The organism is Streptomyces monomycini, assembly GCF_022271435.1.
Classification (GTDB): domain Bacteria; phylum Actinomycetota; class Actinomycetes; order Streptomycetales; family Streptomycetaceae; genus Streptomyces; species Streptomyces monomycini.
The window spans coordinates 599,219-614,516 of the sequence record NZ_JAFIQY010000001.1 but is presented as its reverse complement, the minus strand read 5'-3'; the positions used below and the strand labels follow the sequence as shown (position 1 = coordinate 614,516).

11 protein-coding genes are annotated in these 15,298 nt (G+C 74.5%); 9 read left to right on the top strand and 2 right to left on the bottom strand.

From position 1 onward, the window contains the following. Window positions 1–3 precede the first annotated feature (3 nt). The 6 genes from JXZ78_RS02565 (at window position 4) to JXZ78_RS02540 (ending at window position 7,639) form a co-directional block, all read left to right on the top strand. Window positions 4–4,230, top strand: coding sequence for a hypothetical protein (locus JXZ78_RS02565; protein WP_030018626.1), 4,227 nt, complete (start codon window positions 4–6; stop codon window positions 4,228–4,230). A 265-nt stretch (window positions 4,231–4,495) separates the two neighbouring features. Further along, window positions 4,496–5,323 (top strand): SigB/SigF/SigG family RNA polymerase sigma factor, encoded by an 828-nt coding sequence (locus tag JXZ78_RS02560; RefSeq protein WP_030018625.1) that lies wholly within the window; start codon window positions 4,496–4,498, stop codon window positions 5,321–5,323. Window positions 5,324–5,412: 89 nt separating this feature from the next. Beyond that, entirely contained in the window at window positions 5,413–5,610 is a 198-nt protein-coding gene (locus tag JXZ78_RS02555) for an acyltransferase domain-containing protein (RefSeq protein WP_030018624.1), read from the top strand. Between the two features lie 30 nt (window positions 5,611–5,640). After that, window positions 5,641–6,036, top strand: coding sequence for an acyl carrier protein (locus JXZ78_RS02550; protein ID WP_078624032.1), 396 nt, complete (start codon window positions 5,641–5,643; stop codon window positions 6,034–6,036). Next, on the top strand, window positions 6,033–6,446 hold the full coding sequence (locus JXZ78_RS02545; protein WP_050502175.1) for a thioesterase II family protein: 414 nt from the start codon (window positions 6,033–6,035) through the stop codon (window positions 6,444–6,446). The genes JXZ78_RS02550 and JXZ78_RS02545 overlap by 4 nt, the downstream gene beginning before the upstream one ends. A gap of 692 nt (window positions 6,447–7,138) precedes the next feature. Further along, window positions 7,139–7,639 (top strand): cytochrome P450, encoded by a 501-nt coding sequence (locus tag JXZ78_RS02540; RefSeq protein WP_050502174.1) that lies wholly within the window; start codon window positions 7,139–7,141, stop codon window positions 7,637–7,639. 106 nt (window positions 7,640–7,745) lie between these two features. Here the strand turns inward: JXZ78_RS02540 and JXZ78_RS02535 are convergent, their stop codons facing one another. Continuing rightward, on the bottom strand, window positions 7,746–8,006 hold the full coding sequence (locus tag JXZ78_RS02535) for a hypothetical protein (protein ID WP_030018621.1): 261 nt from the start codon (window positions 8,004–8,006) through the stop codon (window positions 7,746–7,748). Between the two features lie 220 nt (window positions 8,007–8,226). Next, window positions 8,227–8,571: a trypco2 family protein gene (locus JXZ78_RS02530; RefSeq protein ID WP_030018620.1), complete on the bottom strand. Its 345-nt coding sequence runs from the start codon at window positions 8,569–8,571 to the stop codon at window positions 8,227–8,229. Window positions 8,572–8,633: 62 nt separating this feature from the next. Here JXZ78_RS02530 and JXZ78_RS40105 point away from each other — a divergent pair, with 62 nt between their 5' ends. Genes JXZ78_RS40105 through JXZ78_RS02510 form a run of 3 tightly spaced genes read left to right on the top strand, consistent with a single transcriptional unit; the run spans window position 8,634 to window position 15,258 of the window. Then, window positions 8,634–12,758, top strand: coding sequence for a tetratricopeptide repeat protein (locus JXZ78_RS40105; RefSeq protein ID WP_078624031.1), 4,125 nt, complete (start codon window positions 8,634–8,636; stop codon window positions 12,756–12,758). Continuing rightward, window positions 12,755–13,981, top strand: a complete 1,227-nt coding sequence (locus tag JXZ78_RS02515) for a GlnX family signal transduction membrane protein (protein ID WP_030018619.1) — start codon at window positions 12,755–12,757, stop codon at window positions 13,979–13,981. Before JXZ78_RS40105 ends, JXZ78_RS02515 begins: the two co-directional genes overlap by 4 nt. After that, window positions 13,978–15,258: a type 2 periplasmic-binding domain-containing protein gene (locus JXZ78_RS02510; protein ID WP_030018618.1), complete on the top strand. Its 1,281-nt coding sequence runs from the start codon at window positions 13,978–13,980 to the stop codon at window positions 15,256–15,258. The genes JXZ78_RS02515 and JXZ78_RS02510 overlap by 4 nt, the downstream gene beginning before the upstream one ends. Window positions 15,259–15,298 lie beyond the last annotated feature (40 nt).

The window sequence follows — 15,298 nt, the reverse complement described above, 5'->3', positions numbered from 1 at the left end:
GCCATGCCCGAGACGATCCGGTGGACCGTACTGCCCGACGGCCCGGCCGCCGACGGCACACTGCGGCTGACGGTGCTGGTCAGCCCCCGCCTCACCGGCGGCACCCGCCTCGACGCCTTCCAGGGCTTCCGCGACTGGCCGGACACCCTGCGCACATACGCGCCCGCGCTTCAGGTCGCCTTCCGCGCGCCCGGCACCACCGGGCCGGGCGTCCTCGTCCCCACCACGGTCCAGACCGGGCGCTTCCCGCCGGCCGACAGCGCGCTGTGGACCGAGCTGTTCAGGCCCGACACGGTGGTCCACGCGCCCTCCGGTGCCTTCACCGCCACGGCGGCACCGCTCCCGGTGCTGCGCTCGTTCCCCGCCGGGGCGGTGCACGACCAGGTCACGGCGCTGTACGAGGCGGCGGTGAGCGCGACGGCCGACCGCCGGGCGAACCCGCCGGCCGAAGGCAGCGAGCTGAACCTCGCGGCGCCCCTGGAGGCGCAGGGGCCCGCCGCCGACTGGGACCACCCCCAGGGCAGCGACCTCACCGACGTCCTGACCCGCACCATCCGGGCCTTCTCCGGCCAGGTCGGCACCACCTACCCCCGGCTCGACGGCCTCCTCGGCGCCCCGCCCGCCGGACAGCAGGACGCCACCGCCGACCCCCACCTGTACCGCCCCCGGCACATGGACCGCGCCGCACGCGACTACATGCAGGACAGCGCGCTGCTCGGACTCGCCGAGATGTACCGCTTCTACGACCGGGCCGCGCGCCCTGCGGCCTCCGCCGCCGTACCGTCCCAGGCCGCACCCGAGGCCGAACCGCCCCCGCAGGCGCCGGACTTCGACTTCCACACCGCGTGCGCCCTCCTCGCCGACTACCCCGAGCTCCTGCGCCGCTTCGGCCTCGCCCTCGACCTGCTCGTCACACCCCCGGCCGGTCTCGCCGACCACTGGCAGGCCCGGGTGGCCTTCACGGCGGCCCAGGACCACCTGAACGCCGACGAGACGCTGCGTCCCTGGACGGCGCTGCGGTACGTCCCCGGCCGGCGCTTCGAACCGTACGCCGCCGACGACGGCTTCCACGGCCACCGGATGCTCAGGCTGGGCGCCGACACCGTGCACACCACCGACCTGGACCTCGACGGCGCCGCGATGAAGTTCGTGGAGTTCTCCCGCGTCATCGACCAGTACCTCAGCGGGACGGGCGAACCGGGCACGGCCGTCGCCGCCGACCCCACCGCCGTACCGGCCCTGCACGGCGCGGGCCTGACCGTCGTCCACGACGACCGCGACCGGACCCTGGCCGACCAGATGGAGGCCGACGCGCGGCACACGGCGGGCGTCGGCCCCGACGGGCAGCCCGTCGCCGCCGCGGTCCTGGACGCCGCGCACCTCGTCCGCGGCCTGCGCGTGGACGTCGGCGTGGCGGACGAGCGGACCGGGCGCGTCACCGCCTGGTACCCGCTGTGCGCGCGGACGGGGGAGTACGCGATCAGGCGTCCCGGCGCGCCGGCCGTACCGCTCACCGCCGCACCCGACGAGGGGCACGTCAAGGCGTCCGCCGTCACCCGCGACCGCGCCGCCGACCACCAGCTCTACGTCCACCAGGCACTGTTCGGCTGGCACGGCTGGAGCCTGGCCGCCCCGCCGCCCGGCCGGACCCTCGGCGCCGACAACCGGCCGCAGGTGCCCGCACCCGAGATCTCCGACCGCTTCCCGCTCGCCGCCGCTTTCCGGCCCACCCCCGGCACGCTGCCCGCCCTGCGCTACGGCCGTACGTACCGGCTGCGCGCCCGCCTGGTCGATCTCGCGGGCAACAGCCTCGGCCCCGGGGCGCCCGCCGTGGAGGGCACCGCCACCGAGCCCGTCACGTACGGCCGATGGGAACCCGTACCGCCGCCCGTGATCGTGCCGAGGTGGCCGTTCCTGGAAGGCGAGTCGGAACCGCACCTGGTCATCCGCAGCACCGTCGACGAGGACGGACGGCCGCTGTCGCCCGGGGAATGGGCCGACCTCCGCAACCCGCAGGTCCCCGACCACGGGAAGAACTCGCCCGCCGACGGCCTCGACCGCCGCTACCGCGCCTTCGACGAACGGCACCTCAGCCCGCCCAAGAGCGCGCTCCAGATGGCCGAGCAGCACGGTGTGTACGACGCGGTCTTCGGCCCCGGCAAGCCCGAGGCCCTGCGCCGCCAGTACTTCGCCGCGGCGTCCCGCGAGGCGGGCAGCTACCTCGACACGGTGGTCAGCCTCCCCGAGGACCCCCGCGTCACCCGCGACCTGAAGGCCGCGAAGGAGATCCACGTCGCCAAGCACAGCCCGCACGACACCTCGCCCCTGACCGAACTGCCGGTGGCACGCGGCGACGGCCTGCACACCGGCGAGTACGTCGTCCACGACGCCGAACGGCTCCTGCTCCCGTACCTGCCCGACGTCCCCGCCCGCGGCATCGCCCTGCGCGGACTGCCGGGCACGGGCGCCGACCCCCACCGCACCTACGACTTCACCGGCACCTGGCCGCAGGCACGGCCGCTGCGGCTGCGGATCGTGGAGGGGGACCGCCCGCCGGACCCGCCGGTGGGCGGCGTCCTGACCGTGTACGTGCCGAAGGCGGAGGTGGTGACCGTCCGGATGAGCTGCCGGATCGCGGAGGCGGACCTCCCGCTGTTCCGCGTCTGGCGGCTGCTGACCGCCTCGCCCCTGTGGAACGACCCGCTGCGCCTGACCCCGGAGCAGCAGCGGGGCCTGACGGCCGCGTCGGCGGCCGGCGAGAACTGGATGATCACGCCGTGGACGGAACTCACCCTCGTGCACGCCGTCGAGAAGCCGCTGGCTCCGCCGTCCCTGGCCGGCCTGCGCTTCCGCCGTGCGGCCGGGGAGACCTCCGCGCTGGTCTCCGGCACGCTGACCCTGCACGCCAGGAGCACCGGCCAGATCGATCTGGACGCGACCTGGGAGGAGTGGCTCGACGACGTCAAGGAGTCCGCGCCCCGCCGCGTGACCGGCTACGACCACGTGGGCGACCTCACCACCGACCGCTTCCGGAACACCCGCAGCTTCGACGGCGTACGGCACGACTTCCGCGACACCCGGCACCGCAACGTCACCTACACGCCGACCGCGACCACCCGCTTCCGTGAGTACTTCCCTCCGGCGATCACCGACCGGCCCGAGCTGATCACCAGCCGGGGCCCGGCCGCCGCCGGACCCGCCGGGCGGGGCTGGCCGGTGCCGGCCACCCGCCGCCCCGAGCCGCCCGAAGTGAGCCACACCGTCCCCACCTTCACCTGGGAACGCACGGTGGACACCGAAGCGCACCGGGTGACCCGGACCCGCCGGAGCGCGGGCGTACGCGTCCACCTCCGCCGCCCCTGGTTCAGTTCGGGGGACGACGAACTCCTCGCCGTCGTCCTCGACCCCGGCAGCAGGCTCCCGGCCGAACTGGTCACCCGCTGCGGCACCGACCCCGCCTGGGCGAACGACTCTGTCCTGCCGCGCCTGCGCCCCGCCAACTTCCCGAACGCCGCGGTGACCGCCACGGGACGGCTGCTCGCCGAGACCGTCGGCGGCGCGCCGGCGGCGGTCACGGTCGCCGCGTACGTGCCGGAGTACGACGCGCAGCTGGGCCTCTGGACCTGCGACATCGACGTGGACCTCGGCGACCTGGCCGACAGCCCCGCCTACTTCCCCTGTCTGCGGCCGGTCTTCGCGCGCTACCAGCCGTACGCCGTCGATCCCCTGCACCTGTCGAAAGCGGTCACCGGGGAGTTCGTCCAGCTGATGCCCGGCCGTACCGTCACCGCCGCGATGACGGCCGACGGCCGGATCCGCGTCGGGCTGAGCGGCCCGGCCGCCGCCAACGACGCGGGGGAGTTCACCGGGCCGGGACGGGACGGCATGGCGGCCAGTCGCCGCGTCACCGCCACCGTGCAGCAGCGGGCCCGCTCCGGCAGTGACCTGGACTGGACGGCGACCGACGCCACGGCCGAGCTGACCTGCACCCCCGACGGCACCGGCTTCGCCTGGACCGGCGAACTGACCCCGCCGCCCTCCCGGTTCCCGTCCCCGAGCCTGTACCGGCTGCTCGTCGAGGAGTCCGAGACCTGCTTCACGGACCGTACGACGGCCACCGGCACCCTCACCGCGAACGGTGTCACCCGCCCGGTGGCCCGGCGCCTGGTCCACGCGGACTTCTTCGGGCTGACGACGACGGTGTTCGGGCGGGTGGTGCTGGAGGAATAGCGGCCCCTCGCCCGCCCGGCGCGCCCGTCGCCCCGATGCCTGATCCGGGGCCGCGGGGGCGTCGGCCTGCGCTCTTGCCCCCAGGGCAAGAAGCGGTGGGAAAAAATTCCGGCCCCGGTGTGTGAGGCACCGACGCCGGGACACAAGAGCGTCAGTGCTTCGGAACCGCAGGCACCCCGTCCCAGAGGGGCCAGTCTGCCGATTTCCGGTGAGTGGCCACTCATCTGCCTGCGAACCGCCCACCAGCGTCTAAGGAGAGCCGGCGATGGCCACCACCATGATCGCGCGCCGCCACGGGCGCCGTCACGACGACCCCGACACCAGCGAGGAACTCCGGCTGCTCGTCACGCTGCCGGACGGGCCCAAGAAGGAGCGGCTGCGCCAGCGTGTGATCACCGCCTGGCTGCCGCTGGCCCACCGGCAGGCCGTGCGGCTGCGCGAGCGCGGCGAGCAGCTGGACGACCTCAAGCAGGTCGCCGCCCTCGGCCTGGTCAAGGCGGTCGACCGCTTCGACCCCGAGCGTGCCGACGCCTTCGAGCAGTTCGCCATCCCCACCATCACGGGCGAGCTCAAGCGGCACTTCCGTGACCACACCTGGGACGTGCACGTGCCCCGGCGCACCCAGGAACTGCGCAACAAGGTCCGCAAGGCCGTACGGGAGCTGAGCACCACCCTGGACGGCCGGTCGCCGACCGTGGCGCAGATCGCCGAGCACGCCCGGCTCCCGGAGGACGACGTGGTGCTCGGGCTGGAGGCGCTGGAGACCTACCGGTCCCTGTCGCTGGACGTGGCCCTGGACCGCAGCGGCGACAACGACGACTACACACTCATGGACACCCTCGGCACGGCCGACGGCCGCTTCGGCCTCATCGAGGACCGCGAGACGGTCAAGCCCGCGCTGGCCCGGCTGCCCGAGCGTGAACGCCGCATCCTCTACCTGCGGTTCTTCAAGGACATGACGCAGAGCGCCATCGCCGCCGAACTGGGCCTGTCCCAGATGCACGTCTCCCGGCTGATCAGCCGGGCCCTGTCCCGGGTCCGGGCGGAGGTCGAGCGGAACAACGCGGAGCCGGAGCTCCGGGCCGCCGCCTGAGCGCGCGGGGCAGTCCCCGCGGACCGGCCGCTGCGACGGTTTCGCGCCGTGGCCGGTGCCGGCGGCCGTCCGGGCCCGGCGAGGACACCGTGCCGGACGCCGGCCCGGACCCGCGCCTTGCGACGCCCGCCGTCTTCATCACCGAAGTCGCCCTCGCCCGGCTGCTCGCCTCCTTCGGAGTGGCCCCCTCCGTGCTGACGGGCCACAGCCTCGGCGAGTACGCCGCCGCCCACCTCGCGGGCGTCCTGTCCCTGCCGGACGCGCTCACCCTCGTCAGCAGCAGGTAAGAACTGCTCTCCGGCATCGACAACGGCGCCATGCTGGCCGGAAGGCACGCTCCCCGGCCAGGAGTCCGGTGCCGCCGAAGCCGTCGATGGAGCCCCCTGGAACGTGAAGTCCAGCGCATCTGGCAGGACGTGCTCGGTAACGACGAAGGTATCGGCCTGCATGACGACTTCTTCGCCCTGGGCGGGCACTCCCTGGCCGCACTTCAGGTCGTACAGCGCTGCCAGGACAGCTTCGGCGTGAACCTGCCCGTCAAGACCGTGTTCCTCGCGCCGACCGTCGCGCGCCTGGCGGCCGACGTGGCCGCGCTGCGCGGTACCGCCGCATCACCCGGGCCGGACGGTCCCGCCCCCGGGTGGGAGGATCCCCGTACGGCTCCCCGAGCGGAAGGACTCCGTATGACCCCCGAACGGGAGGCCCCCGTATGACCGGCGTATCCGCCCGCGAACCCGCTCCGGGCCGTACGGACGCCTCCCGGTGGCTGCTGCGCCGGCGGGTGCTGCCGGACCCCGCGCTGCGGCTGGTCCGCTTCCCGCACGCGGGCGGCGCCGCGACCTTCTTCCACGGGTGGCAGGACCGGGTACCGCACGGTACCGAAGTTGGCGCCGTCTGCTATCCGGGTCGGCAGAACCGTATCGCCGAGCCGCCGCTCACCTCCATGGCCGACCTCGCCGACCAGGTGCACGCGGCGCTGCGCCAACGGCTCGACCGTCCGCCGGCGCTCTTCGGGCACAGCATGGGGGCCGTCGTCGCCTACGGGGTGGCCCGTACGGCTGGCCGAACGCGACGTCGTGGACGCGTGCGGCGGCGGGGCGGAGGGCCGGGCCGGCGCCGCTGATCCGGACGTGCCGCTGTTCGTGCGCCGTTCCCGCTCCTGTCCCTTCGACCCGGCGGAGGAGTTCGCCCGGCTCCGTGAGGAACGGCCGGTGGTTTGTACGACGTTGCCGACCGGCGCCCGCGCCTGGATGGTCATCCGCTACGCCGACGCCCGCCGGGTCATCGCCGACCAGCGGTGCTTCAGTTCCCGCGCCGCCGTGAACGGTCCGGTGCCACCCCCGGAGCCGCCCGAAAGGTTTCCGTCACCGCGGCCCGGCGTCTTCTACACGTACGGACCCGAGGAGCACGCGCGCATCCGCAGGATGCTCACCCCGGAATTCAGTGCCCGGCGCGCCCGCGCCCTGGAACCGCGTGCCGAGGCTTTGGCCGACCGGCACCTTGCCGCCATCGAGCGGGCCGGCCCGCCGGCCGACCTGATCGCCGCCTTCGCCCTGCCGGTACCCCGGTTGCTGTTCCTGGAGTTGCTGGGGGCTCCCGTCGAGGACGCCGGGCGTCCACCACGACCTCGCGCTCCTGCACGACTTCCACCCGGTCCACGAGGCGCAGGCAGGGGCGTTCCGGCGCCTGGACGTCTACCTGCGGGCGCTGGTCGAGGCGGCCCGCGCCACACCCGGCGACAACGTCCTCGGCCACCTGGTCACCGCGCACGGAACCGGGCTGGGAGACGACGAACTCGCGCGCATCGCCTGCCAGTTGCTGCTGGCCGGGTACGCGACGATCAGCGGCGCCCTGGGGCTGTCCCTGCTCGCGCTCCTCCTCGACCCAGGCCAGGCGGCGCTGGTGCGCGACGGCCGGACCCGGCCCGACGGCACGGCCGAGGAGCTGATCCGCCACTTGTCGGTGGTGGCCTTCGGGAAGGTCTTCCAGACGACGCGGGACGTCACGATCGCCGGCCAGGACATCGCGGCGGGTGAGTACGTACTGTGCTCCCTGCCGTCGGCCGACCGCGACAAGGAACTGGCCGACGGCCTGGACCGCCTCGACGTCACCCGCGAACCACCGCACCACCTGGCCCTCGGTCACGGCGCCCACCACTGCCTCGGTGCCGAACTGGCCCGTATGGAACCGCGGGTGTGCGTCCCCCGCGTCCTGCGGCGGCTGCCGGGCCTCCGGCTGCGCGTTCCTCTCGCCGACCTGCGTTTCACGCCGCTGAACGCCGCGTACGGGGTGGGATACCTGCCGGCGGACTGGTGAACGCGGAGGCGCCGGCCGCATGGCGCAGCCCTTCGCGCCAGGCGGGCGACGAAGGGCTGCGGGCCGGTGCGGCGGGGGAACGTGGTGGGAACCGGGTGGCGAACGGTCAGCGCACCCAGTGGTGGTAGAAGTGCTTGTGCTTCTCCAGGTCGCTGACCTTCTTGTGCGAGACGGCTCCGGCCTCGCCGATGGTCACTCCGTCCGGCCCGCCGGCGTTCACGGCCTGCCGGTAGGCGGCCTGGTAGTGGCTGGCGGTGTGGTGGTGCAGGTGCTTGCCTCCGCCACCGGCGGTGGCGGCTGCCGCGGGAGTGGCGGCGAGGAACCCGGCGGCGATGATGCCGACGGCGGTTATCGCGGTGCGACGCATGGTCTCTCCTTCTGAGAGGGGGATGTGTGAGTCGACTCTCACCCGGCCCGGCACGCGCCGCACGCGGGGACCGGCGAACGGGTTGCCCGGGCGGAGTTACCGCCGCGTACGGTGACGGCGGGGCCTGCGGCCCTGTCGCCGGACGGCGGGTGCCGCCACCTGCCTGCCGTCCGTCCGTACCGGTGTCCGTCCCCGGGGGCCGCCTCGGCGGGAGGCGACGTTACGACGGTCCGCCCACGCTGATGCCCGGTCCCTCGGGAGGAGCGTCCCGGTCGTGCGGCTTGAGTTCGATCTCGATGCGGTGGGTGCTCTCGCGGGACAGTACCCCGCCGGCCTCGGCGGTGACCACACCGATCCGCAGGCCGCCCCTGCCGGAACCCTCACGGCGTACCTGCACGGAGAACTCCACGTTGACGCGGTCCACCAGGAACCGGAGCCTGCTGCGCTCACCCTCGCGCTGCGCCGTCTCCAACTCCTCCCGGATGCGGCCGATGACGTCGGCCAGACCGGCGGCCTCGGCGCCCTCGTCCCCGCCCCGGCCGCCCGGCCCGCCGTTCGCACCCATCACGGCCCTTTCGTCACACGGCGGGGAGCGGTTGTCACTGCCCGCGGCTATCGTTTCGGAGTATGAGGGAGCTCGGGGGAACTTCCAACCACTACTCAGGCGACGGATGTTGGCGGGTCCGGCTGTTCCAGGGGGGACGCCGGGACGCCCCGCCGCTCGGCGCGGGCGTGCTGCTGCCCGGCGGGCTGGTGCTCACCTGCGCGCATGTCGTCCTGGCCGCCCGCCGGCCCGCCGCGGCCGGTGGCCGTCCGGCCGGCCCGCCGGTGCCGCTGCCCGACGTGTACGCGGAATTTCCCGCTGCCCTGCCGGCGGGGCACCGGCCGGTCGCCGCACAGGTGCTCACCCGCCATCTGCGGCCGCCCACCGCGCAGTTCGGCGCCGACATCGCGCTGCTGCGGCTGGCCGAGGAGCCGCCGGTGGAGCCCGCCGTGCTGCACCGGCAGGTCCCGGCGCTGGGTGAGCGGGTGCACACCGTCGGATATCCCAAGGACCTCCCGGGCGGCGAGCACATCACCGCCCGGCTCATGGGGCGCGGCGGGCCGGGCCGCTGTCCCGAGTGGGTGCAGCTCGACCCGGAGACGGCGCCCTACGTGGTCCGGCACGGCTTCAGCGGCAGCGGGGTGGTGCACGCCCGTACGCGGGGCGTCATCGGCATCCTGGTGCACCAGCACGGCACGGTGCAGTTCCCGGTGCCCTCCAGCCACGCGTACATGATCCCGACCGATACGGTCCTGGGGCACCTGGCCGACGAGCAGATCAAGCTGCACGCCACCGGAGCCCGCGCCGTGTCGGGTTCCATCCGGCTCGTCCCCGGCGCGGCCGACCGGGACCAGGCGCTCGGGCTGGGCCGGTGGATCGCCCGCTGGCTCGGCGACGGCGGAGCCGCCGGCGGCCCGGCCACCTGCGCCGGCACGGTCAGGGGCACGTGCCGGGAGACCGCAGCGGGACGGGCTGCCGGTACCGTCCCCGGCAGCCGGGCCGGTACGGATACCGGCATCCGGGCCGGTACGGATTCCGGCGCCCGGGCCGGTACGGGCAAGGACCCGTACACCGGAGCACGGCGGGAGACGTCGGCGTATCCGGACGGGAGCCGGGGCGCGCCCACCCTGGGGCGCGGCTGCCCGGCCGGGGCCGCGGAGCCCGTGGAGCTGGCCTTCGTCGCCGACGGCGACGCGGAGGCCCGGTCCGTCCTGCACTCGGCGCTCGTCCTGGCCGACCGGGAGCGCGGTCCGTGGTCGCTGCGGCGCGGCCGTGCGACGGAGCCGCGGGCCGGCTCGGTCGACCTGGCCCTGGACGCGACGGGCTGGACGGCCGAGAAGCTGGTCCGCCGTACCGCGGCCCGGGCGGGGGTGCCCGAAAGGGCTGAGCCGCCCGACACCACCGACGCCATGACCGCGCGGATCGCCGAGCAGGCCCCGCCCCTGTCCGCCGCCTTCCTCTCCGTCGACCGGGTCCGGTCGTCCGACGGCGAGATCATGGCGCTGCTGCACGCGCTGCTGGCCCGCGGCCACAGCCGGCTGCTGCTCGTCTTCCGCGACCCGTCCTCGTCCCTGCTGGCCCGCGTGGTCGGCGAACTCCTCGACGAAGGCTGGGCCGACCGCCACGAGAAGGCCGTCGCCGCGCGGCTGAACGTCCTGGCGGGCCTGGAGAGCCGGCACCGACGACCGCCAACGGGACAGCCGGCGGCCGCCTGCGGACACGTACCGGTGCAGCCCCGGCTCGCCGGCCGGCTGGCGGCGCTGCGCCAGGGCGGCACCCTGCGCAACAGCGCGGACGCCGCGTACCAGCTGTTCCGTGTCGGCATCGACGTCGAGGAGGCCCTGCAGCGTCTCGACCGGCCCCGCGCGCCGCGGGGGTACGTCGTCCTCCCGCCCGGCGACGGGCTGACCGACCTGCCGCACGTCACCGTCGGCGACCCGGACGCCCTCGTCGAGCCGGAACCTCCGCCGGACCTGCCCCCGCCGGTGCCGGACCCGCCCTTACCGGTGCCGGACTCGCCCCTGCCGACGGCGGATCCGCCCCCGCCGGCAGCCCCCGGGCAGGCGCCCGGCGCCTACCGCCCGTACCGCCCGCCGGACACCGCACCGGAGACGGCCCTGGCACCGACGACCGCCCCGGCACCGACGACCACTTCCACGCGGCGGAACGCTCTCGTCCGCGGCCAGCTGCTGCACCAGCAGTACCAGGTCGTCGGCCGTCTCGGCCAGGGCAGCTACGGCCAGGTCTACCTCGCCCGCGACCGGATGCTGGCCGGCCGGCCCGTGGCGCTCAAAGGGGTGCACGACCCCGACGACGAGCAGGCGGTGAAGAACGCCGTGCAGGAGCGCCTGCGGCTGGTCGGCCTCAACCACCCGTCGATCATCAAGGTCTTCAACTACGCCAAGGGGCCGGGATCCTCGGAGGACCAGCTCAGCTTCATCGTGATGGAGTTCGCCGACGGAGCGCCGCTGCGATGGGTCGCCGAACAGATCGAGAAGCGCGTCGAGCCCTTCCACGACCACCGGGTGTACGAGTTCATCGCGGCCTACGGACTGCTCGTCCTGGACGCGCTCACCTACCTGCACGAGGAGCGCGGGCTGGTCTACGGCGACCTCTCGCTCACGAACGTGATCCACTGCGGCGCCGGCATCAAGCTCGTCGATGTGGCCGCCGTACGGCCGATCGGCACCTCGGGACCCGTCACGTACCCGGCGCCCGAGGCGCACGGGGCCGCCGGACTGACCGTCGCGGGCGATCTGTTCGCGGCCGGCGCCGTGCTGGAGGAACTGGTCGCCCGGGTGCCCGAGGCACCCCCGGGGCTCGGCACCCAGTCACTGCGGAGGGTGCTGAACCGCGCCACGGGCGAGCTGCCGGAGGAGCGCTTCGCCACGGCCCGGGAGATGTCCGTCCAGCTCCGCGGCGTGCTGCGGGAGCTGCGCTCGCTGCGGCTCGGCGAGGAGGCGGCCTTCGAGCCGTCGACGCTCTTCGCCCCGGTGCCCGCGGCGCTCGACGGCGAACTGGGCAAGGCCCCGCCGCTCGGCCAGTGGCGGACGGGCGGCAACGTCAAACGGGCGCTGCGGGCGGAGCCCCCGTTCCCCGCCGAGGTCGCCCTCGGCCTGCCGGTGCCCAAGCCGAGTGTGGCCGACGGCAACTGGACGGAACTGCACCGCACCTCCTACGACGACCCGGTCGGCCTGCTCCAGCTGAGCGATGCCTGGAAGGAGTCCCCGGAGAAGGCGCTGCTGCACTGCCGGCTCCATCTGGAGATCGCCCGCGACCACCCGGAGGAGGCCGTCGCGGAGCGGGCCGCCGCCGAGGCGGAGCTGGCCCGGGCCCGTACCTCCGTCGGCGAACTGGCCGAGTTCGACTGGCGGCTGTACTGGCACGAGGGGCTGCTGCACCTCGTGCACGACCGGGTGGACGCCGCGCGGGCCTGCTTCGACCTGGTCAACGAGGCGATCCCGGGGGAGTACGCGCCGAAACTGGCCCTCGGCTACTGCCACGAGGTCCTGGCCGATCCCAAGGAGGCCGTGGCCCTGTACGGAGCGGTGTGGCACCGCAACCACGCCCTCGGCGGCGCCGCCTTCGGCCTGGCCCGCATCCACCTGGCCACCGGCAAGCCCCAGCTCGCCCTCGACTGCCTCGAAGCGGTGCCCGCCGACTCGCGGCACCGCACCGCCGCCCGTACGGCCATGGTCCGCATCCTCGCCGCCCCGCCCGCCGACGGCAGCCCGCCGACCGTCGCCGCGGCCCGGCAGGCCTGGGTGGCCCTGCACCGGCTCACCCGGAAGGAGGGGCTGACCGACCGGCACGCCCAGGACCGGCTCCGCGCCGACCTCCAGGAGCTGCTGCTCCTGCTCGTGACCACCGCGCCCGCCGGTGCCCTGCCCGGCCCGCTGGAGGCGTTCTGCGCGGAGCCCGACATCCAGGCCGAGAAGATCCCCGTCCCGCCGACGGAAGACGTACTGCGCGATCAGCTCGCCGCCTGCTACCGGCGTCTCCTGGACCAGATGCCGCCCGCCGAACGGGCCCGAGACCGGGACCTGGCCAAGGCGCTGCTCGACAACTCCTACCACACCCGCCCCATGGGCACGTGGCATCGGCGCGGTGACCAGGCCCCCCGCCGACGGGACCGCTGGAAGCGTTTCCGGCTCGACGGCGGAGGCCTCCGGACGTACGAGGACACCACGGCCGAGGGGCCGGGATGAACCACGACGACGGCCCCCGGCCGGGCCCGCGACGGCCCGGCCCGGGCGATCCGGGACCCACTGGCCCCGCGCCCGCCGACACCCGGCCCGCCGAGCACGGCGGGAAGGACTCCGGCGTCCGGCCCGGGGCCCGCGGGAGGCGGCGGGGGCCGGGCCGTGCGCTGTGGCACTGGTCGGCCGGCCGTGACGCGGGCGGAGCGCTGCGGCCCACCGGGAAGTTTCTGTTCAGCCGCATGGTGCTGCTGCCCGCCCTGATGTTCACGGTGCTCGCCCTGGCGGGGACGGCGTACTTCGACGTGCACCGCCGTACCGAAGAGCTGCGCGACCGCTACGCCCCCGCGCTGGTCGACCTGGCGCACGCCCGGGTGTCGCTGGTCCTCGCGCAGCAGGAGGCCGAACAACGGCTCGGCACCGGCGGCGACGACCCCCCGCCGCAGACCGCCCTCGTCGGGCTCGGCGAGCGCTATCCGTCCCTGGTGACCAAGGCGTCGCAGAGCCTCAACAACACCGTGCAGACCGGAGCGCTGAGCAGGGCGCAGGAGCAGGTGGTCCGCGTGGTGTCGGGCCTGGTCAGCGCCTACGACGGCTGGATCGACTGGGCCGGCAGCCACCACGACAGCGCGCCGCTGCGCAGGGCGGGCATGGACTACGCGGCGGATCTGCTGCGCACCGGCCCGACCGCCGTACTCCAGCGCATCGACGCCCTGGAGAAGGACCTGCGTGCCGCCGTGGCCGACCGGGGGGACCGTCACACCGTGCTCGCCGTCACGGCCTCGGTCGCGCTCCCGGCCACGCTGCTCCTCGTCTTCGTCTTCGTCGGCCTGCTCGACTTCGTACGGGCCGGCCTGCGGGTCCGCGGCCCGCTGCTGGTGCTGTACGCCCTGCCCGTCCTGCTGGTGCTCGTGGTGCTGTCGTCCGGTGTCGCCGCGCAGCAGCGGGCCCAGCGGGACGTGGAGCGTTCCGTGTCGGGGATCGGGCAGATCACCGTGCCCCGCCCGTCCGGCGACGGCACGCGGCAGGCCGGCTCGTCGCGCGGGCCCGATGCCGCGATCGACCGGGCGGACGCCGCACTCGCCGAGAGACTGCGTGGCACCCACCCGGACGGGTGGGCGCGGGCGTCCGTACTGGCCCTGTCCGTCGGTGCGGCGGGCGCCGTGGGCTGCGGCCTCACGCTCCGCCGGTACGGCAGGGAACACTGGAAGATCGACTGGGGGAAGGCATGAGAAGCACGCGCCGGCTGCTGCGCCCGGCCCTGGCCTGCTGCCTGCTGATCACGACCGCCCTGGTGTCGGCGGGCTGCTCCACCGGGCAGGACCGGACGGTGGTGGTCCTGGGCCCCTGGACGGACGGCGAGGAGATTCCGTTCGTCGGGATGCTGAAGGAGATCGGCAGACGCACGGGACAGTCGTACGAGTACGAGGGCACCCGCTCCCTGCGGGAGACCCTGTCGGCCCAGCTGCGCACGAAGACACCGCCCGACGTGGCGATCCTCAACGGTCTGGGCGAGCTGGCCGAGTACGCGCGTGACGGTGACGCCAAGGTGCTGGCGGACGACGTGGCGGGATCGGCGCTGGGGCCGTGGGCGCAGCAGATCACGCTGGAGGACGTGACGGGAAAGCGGCGGCGGCACTCGTACTGGGTGCCGGTGCGGGTGGACCTCAAGAGCATCGTCTGGAGCCGCCCCGGCGATCTCAAGGCGGCCGAGAACCCCCGCTGGTGCCTGGGCATGGCGTCGGGCGCCACGTCCGGCTGGCCGGGTACGGACTGGATCGAGGACCTGCTGCTCCAGAAGTACGGCGCGAACGTGTACGAGGACTGGGCCACCGGCAAGCTGCCCTGGACCAGTCCGCAGGTGAGGTCGGCCTGGCAGGCGTGGCGGGATGTGCTCGCACAGGACGGGACCAAAGCGGCCGAAGAGGCGATATCGACCGAATTCGAGAGCCTGGGCGGCGGCCGGTACGGACTCCTGAACAGCGGCAAGTGCACCCTGGAGCACCAGGGGTCCTTCATCCGCCGGCACTACGGCGACGACGTGCTGCCCGCCCCCACCCGCACGTTCGTCCCCGGGCTGCCGGCCGGCCCCCGGGCGTTCGAGGTCTCCGGCGACATGGCGGCCGTCTTCCGGCCGAGCGACGCCGCCTGGGACCTGCTGCGGGAGCTGACCTCGCAGGCGGCCCGTGACGTGTGGGCCCGGCTGGCGAAACCGGAGGAGCGCCCGCTGTTCCCCGACCGGAGCACGGGCGGGGGCCGGCTCTCGGCCGGCACCGCCGCGGTGCAGAAACTCTTCGACGCGGCGGACGAGATCTGTTTCGACGCCTCCGACGCCATGCCCTCGACCTTGCGGGGCGCGTTCCAGCGGGCCGTACTGGAGTTCTTGCAGGACCCGCAGGACCCCGGCCTCCTGAAGAAGCTGCTGGAGCAGTTGGAGGCCGAACGGCTGATGCAGGACCGGGCCGGGGCGTTCGCCTTGGACCACCTGTGCGGCGACCCCGGCGACTGAGGGTCCGGCGGCGGTCGCCGCGGCGGCGGCCGTCTGCCCG

Bases quoted from the DNA above. Each gene is read 5' to 3' on its own strand.
- JXZ78_RS02545 (WP_050502175.1), top strand. From the start codon at position 6,033: ATGACCGGCGTATCCGCCCGCGAACCCGCTCCGGGCCGTACGGACGCC.
- JXZ78_RS02560 (WP_030018625.1), top strand. From the start codon at position 4,496: ATGGCCACCACCATGATCGCGCGCCGCCACGGGCGCCGTCACGACGAC.
- JXZ78_RS02515 (WP_030018619.1), top strand. From the start codon at position 12,755: ATGAACCACGACGACGGCCCCCGGCCGGGCCCGCGACGGCCCGGCCCG.
- JXZ78_RS02550 (WP_078624032.1), top strand. From the start codon at position 5,641: ATGCTGGCCGGAAGGCACGCTCCCCGGCCAGGAGTCCGGTGCCGCCGA.
- JXZ78_RS02530 (WP_030018620.1), bottom strand. From the start codon at position 8,571: ATGGGTGCGAACGGCGGGCCGGGCGGCCGGGGCGGGGACGAGGGCGCC.
- JXZ78_RS02565 (WP_030018626.1), top strand. From the start codon at position 4: ATGCCCGAGACGATCCGGTGGACCGTACTGCCCGACGGCCCGGCCGCC.
- JXZ78_RS40105 (WP_078624031.1), top strand. From the start codon at position 8,634: ATGAGGGAGCTCGGGGGAACTTCCAACCACTACTCAGGCGACGGATGT.
- JXZ78_RS02535 (WP_030018621.1), bottom strand. From the start codon at position 8,006: ATGCGTCGCACCGCGATAACCGCCGTCGGCATCATCGCCGCCGGGTTC.
- JXZ78_RS02510 (WP_030018618.1), top strand. From the start codon at position 13,978: ATGAGAAGCACGCGCCGGCTGCTGCGCCCGGCCCTGGCCTGCTGCCTG.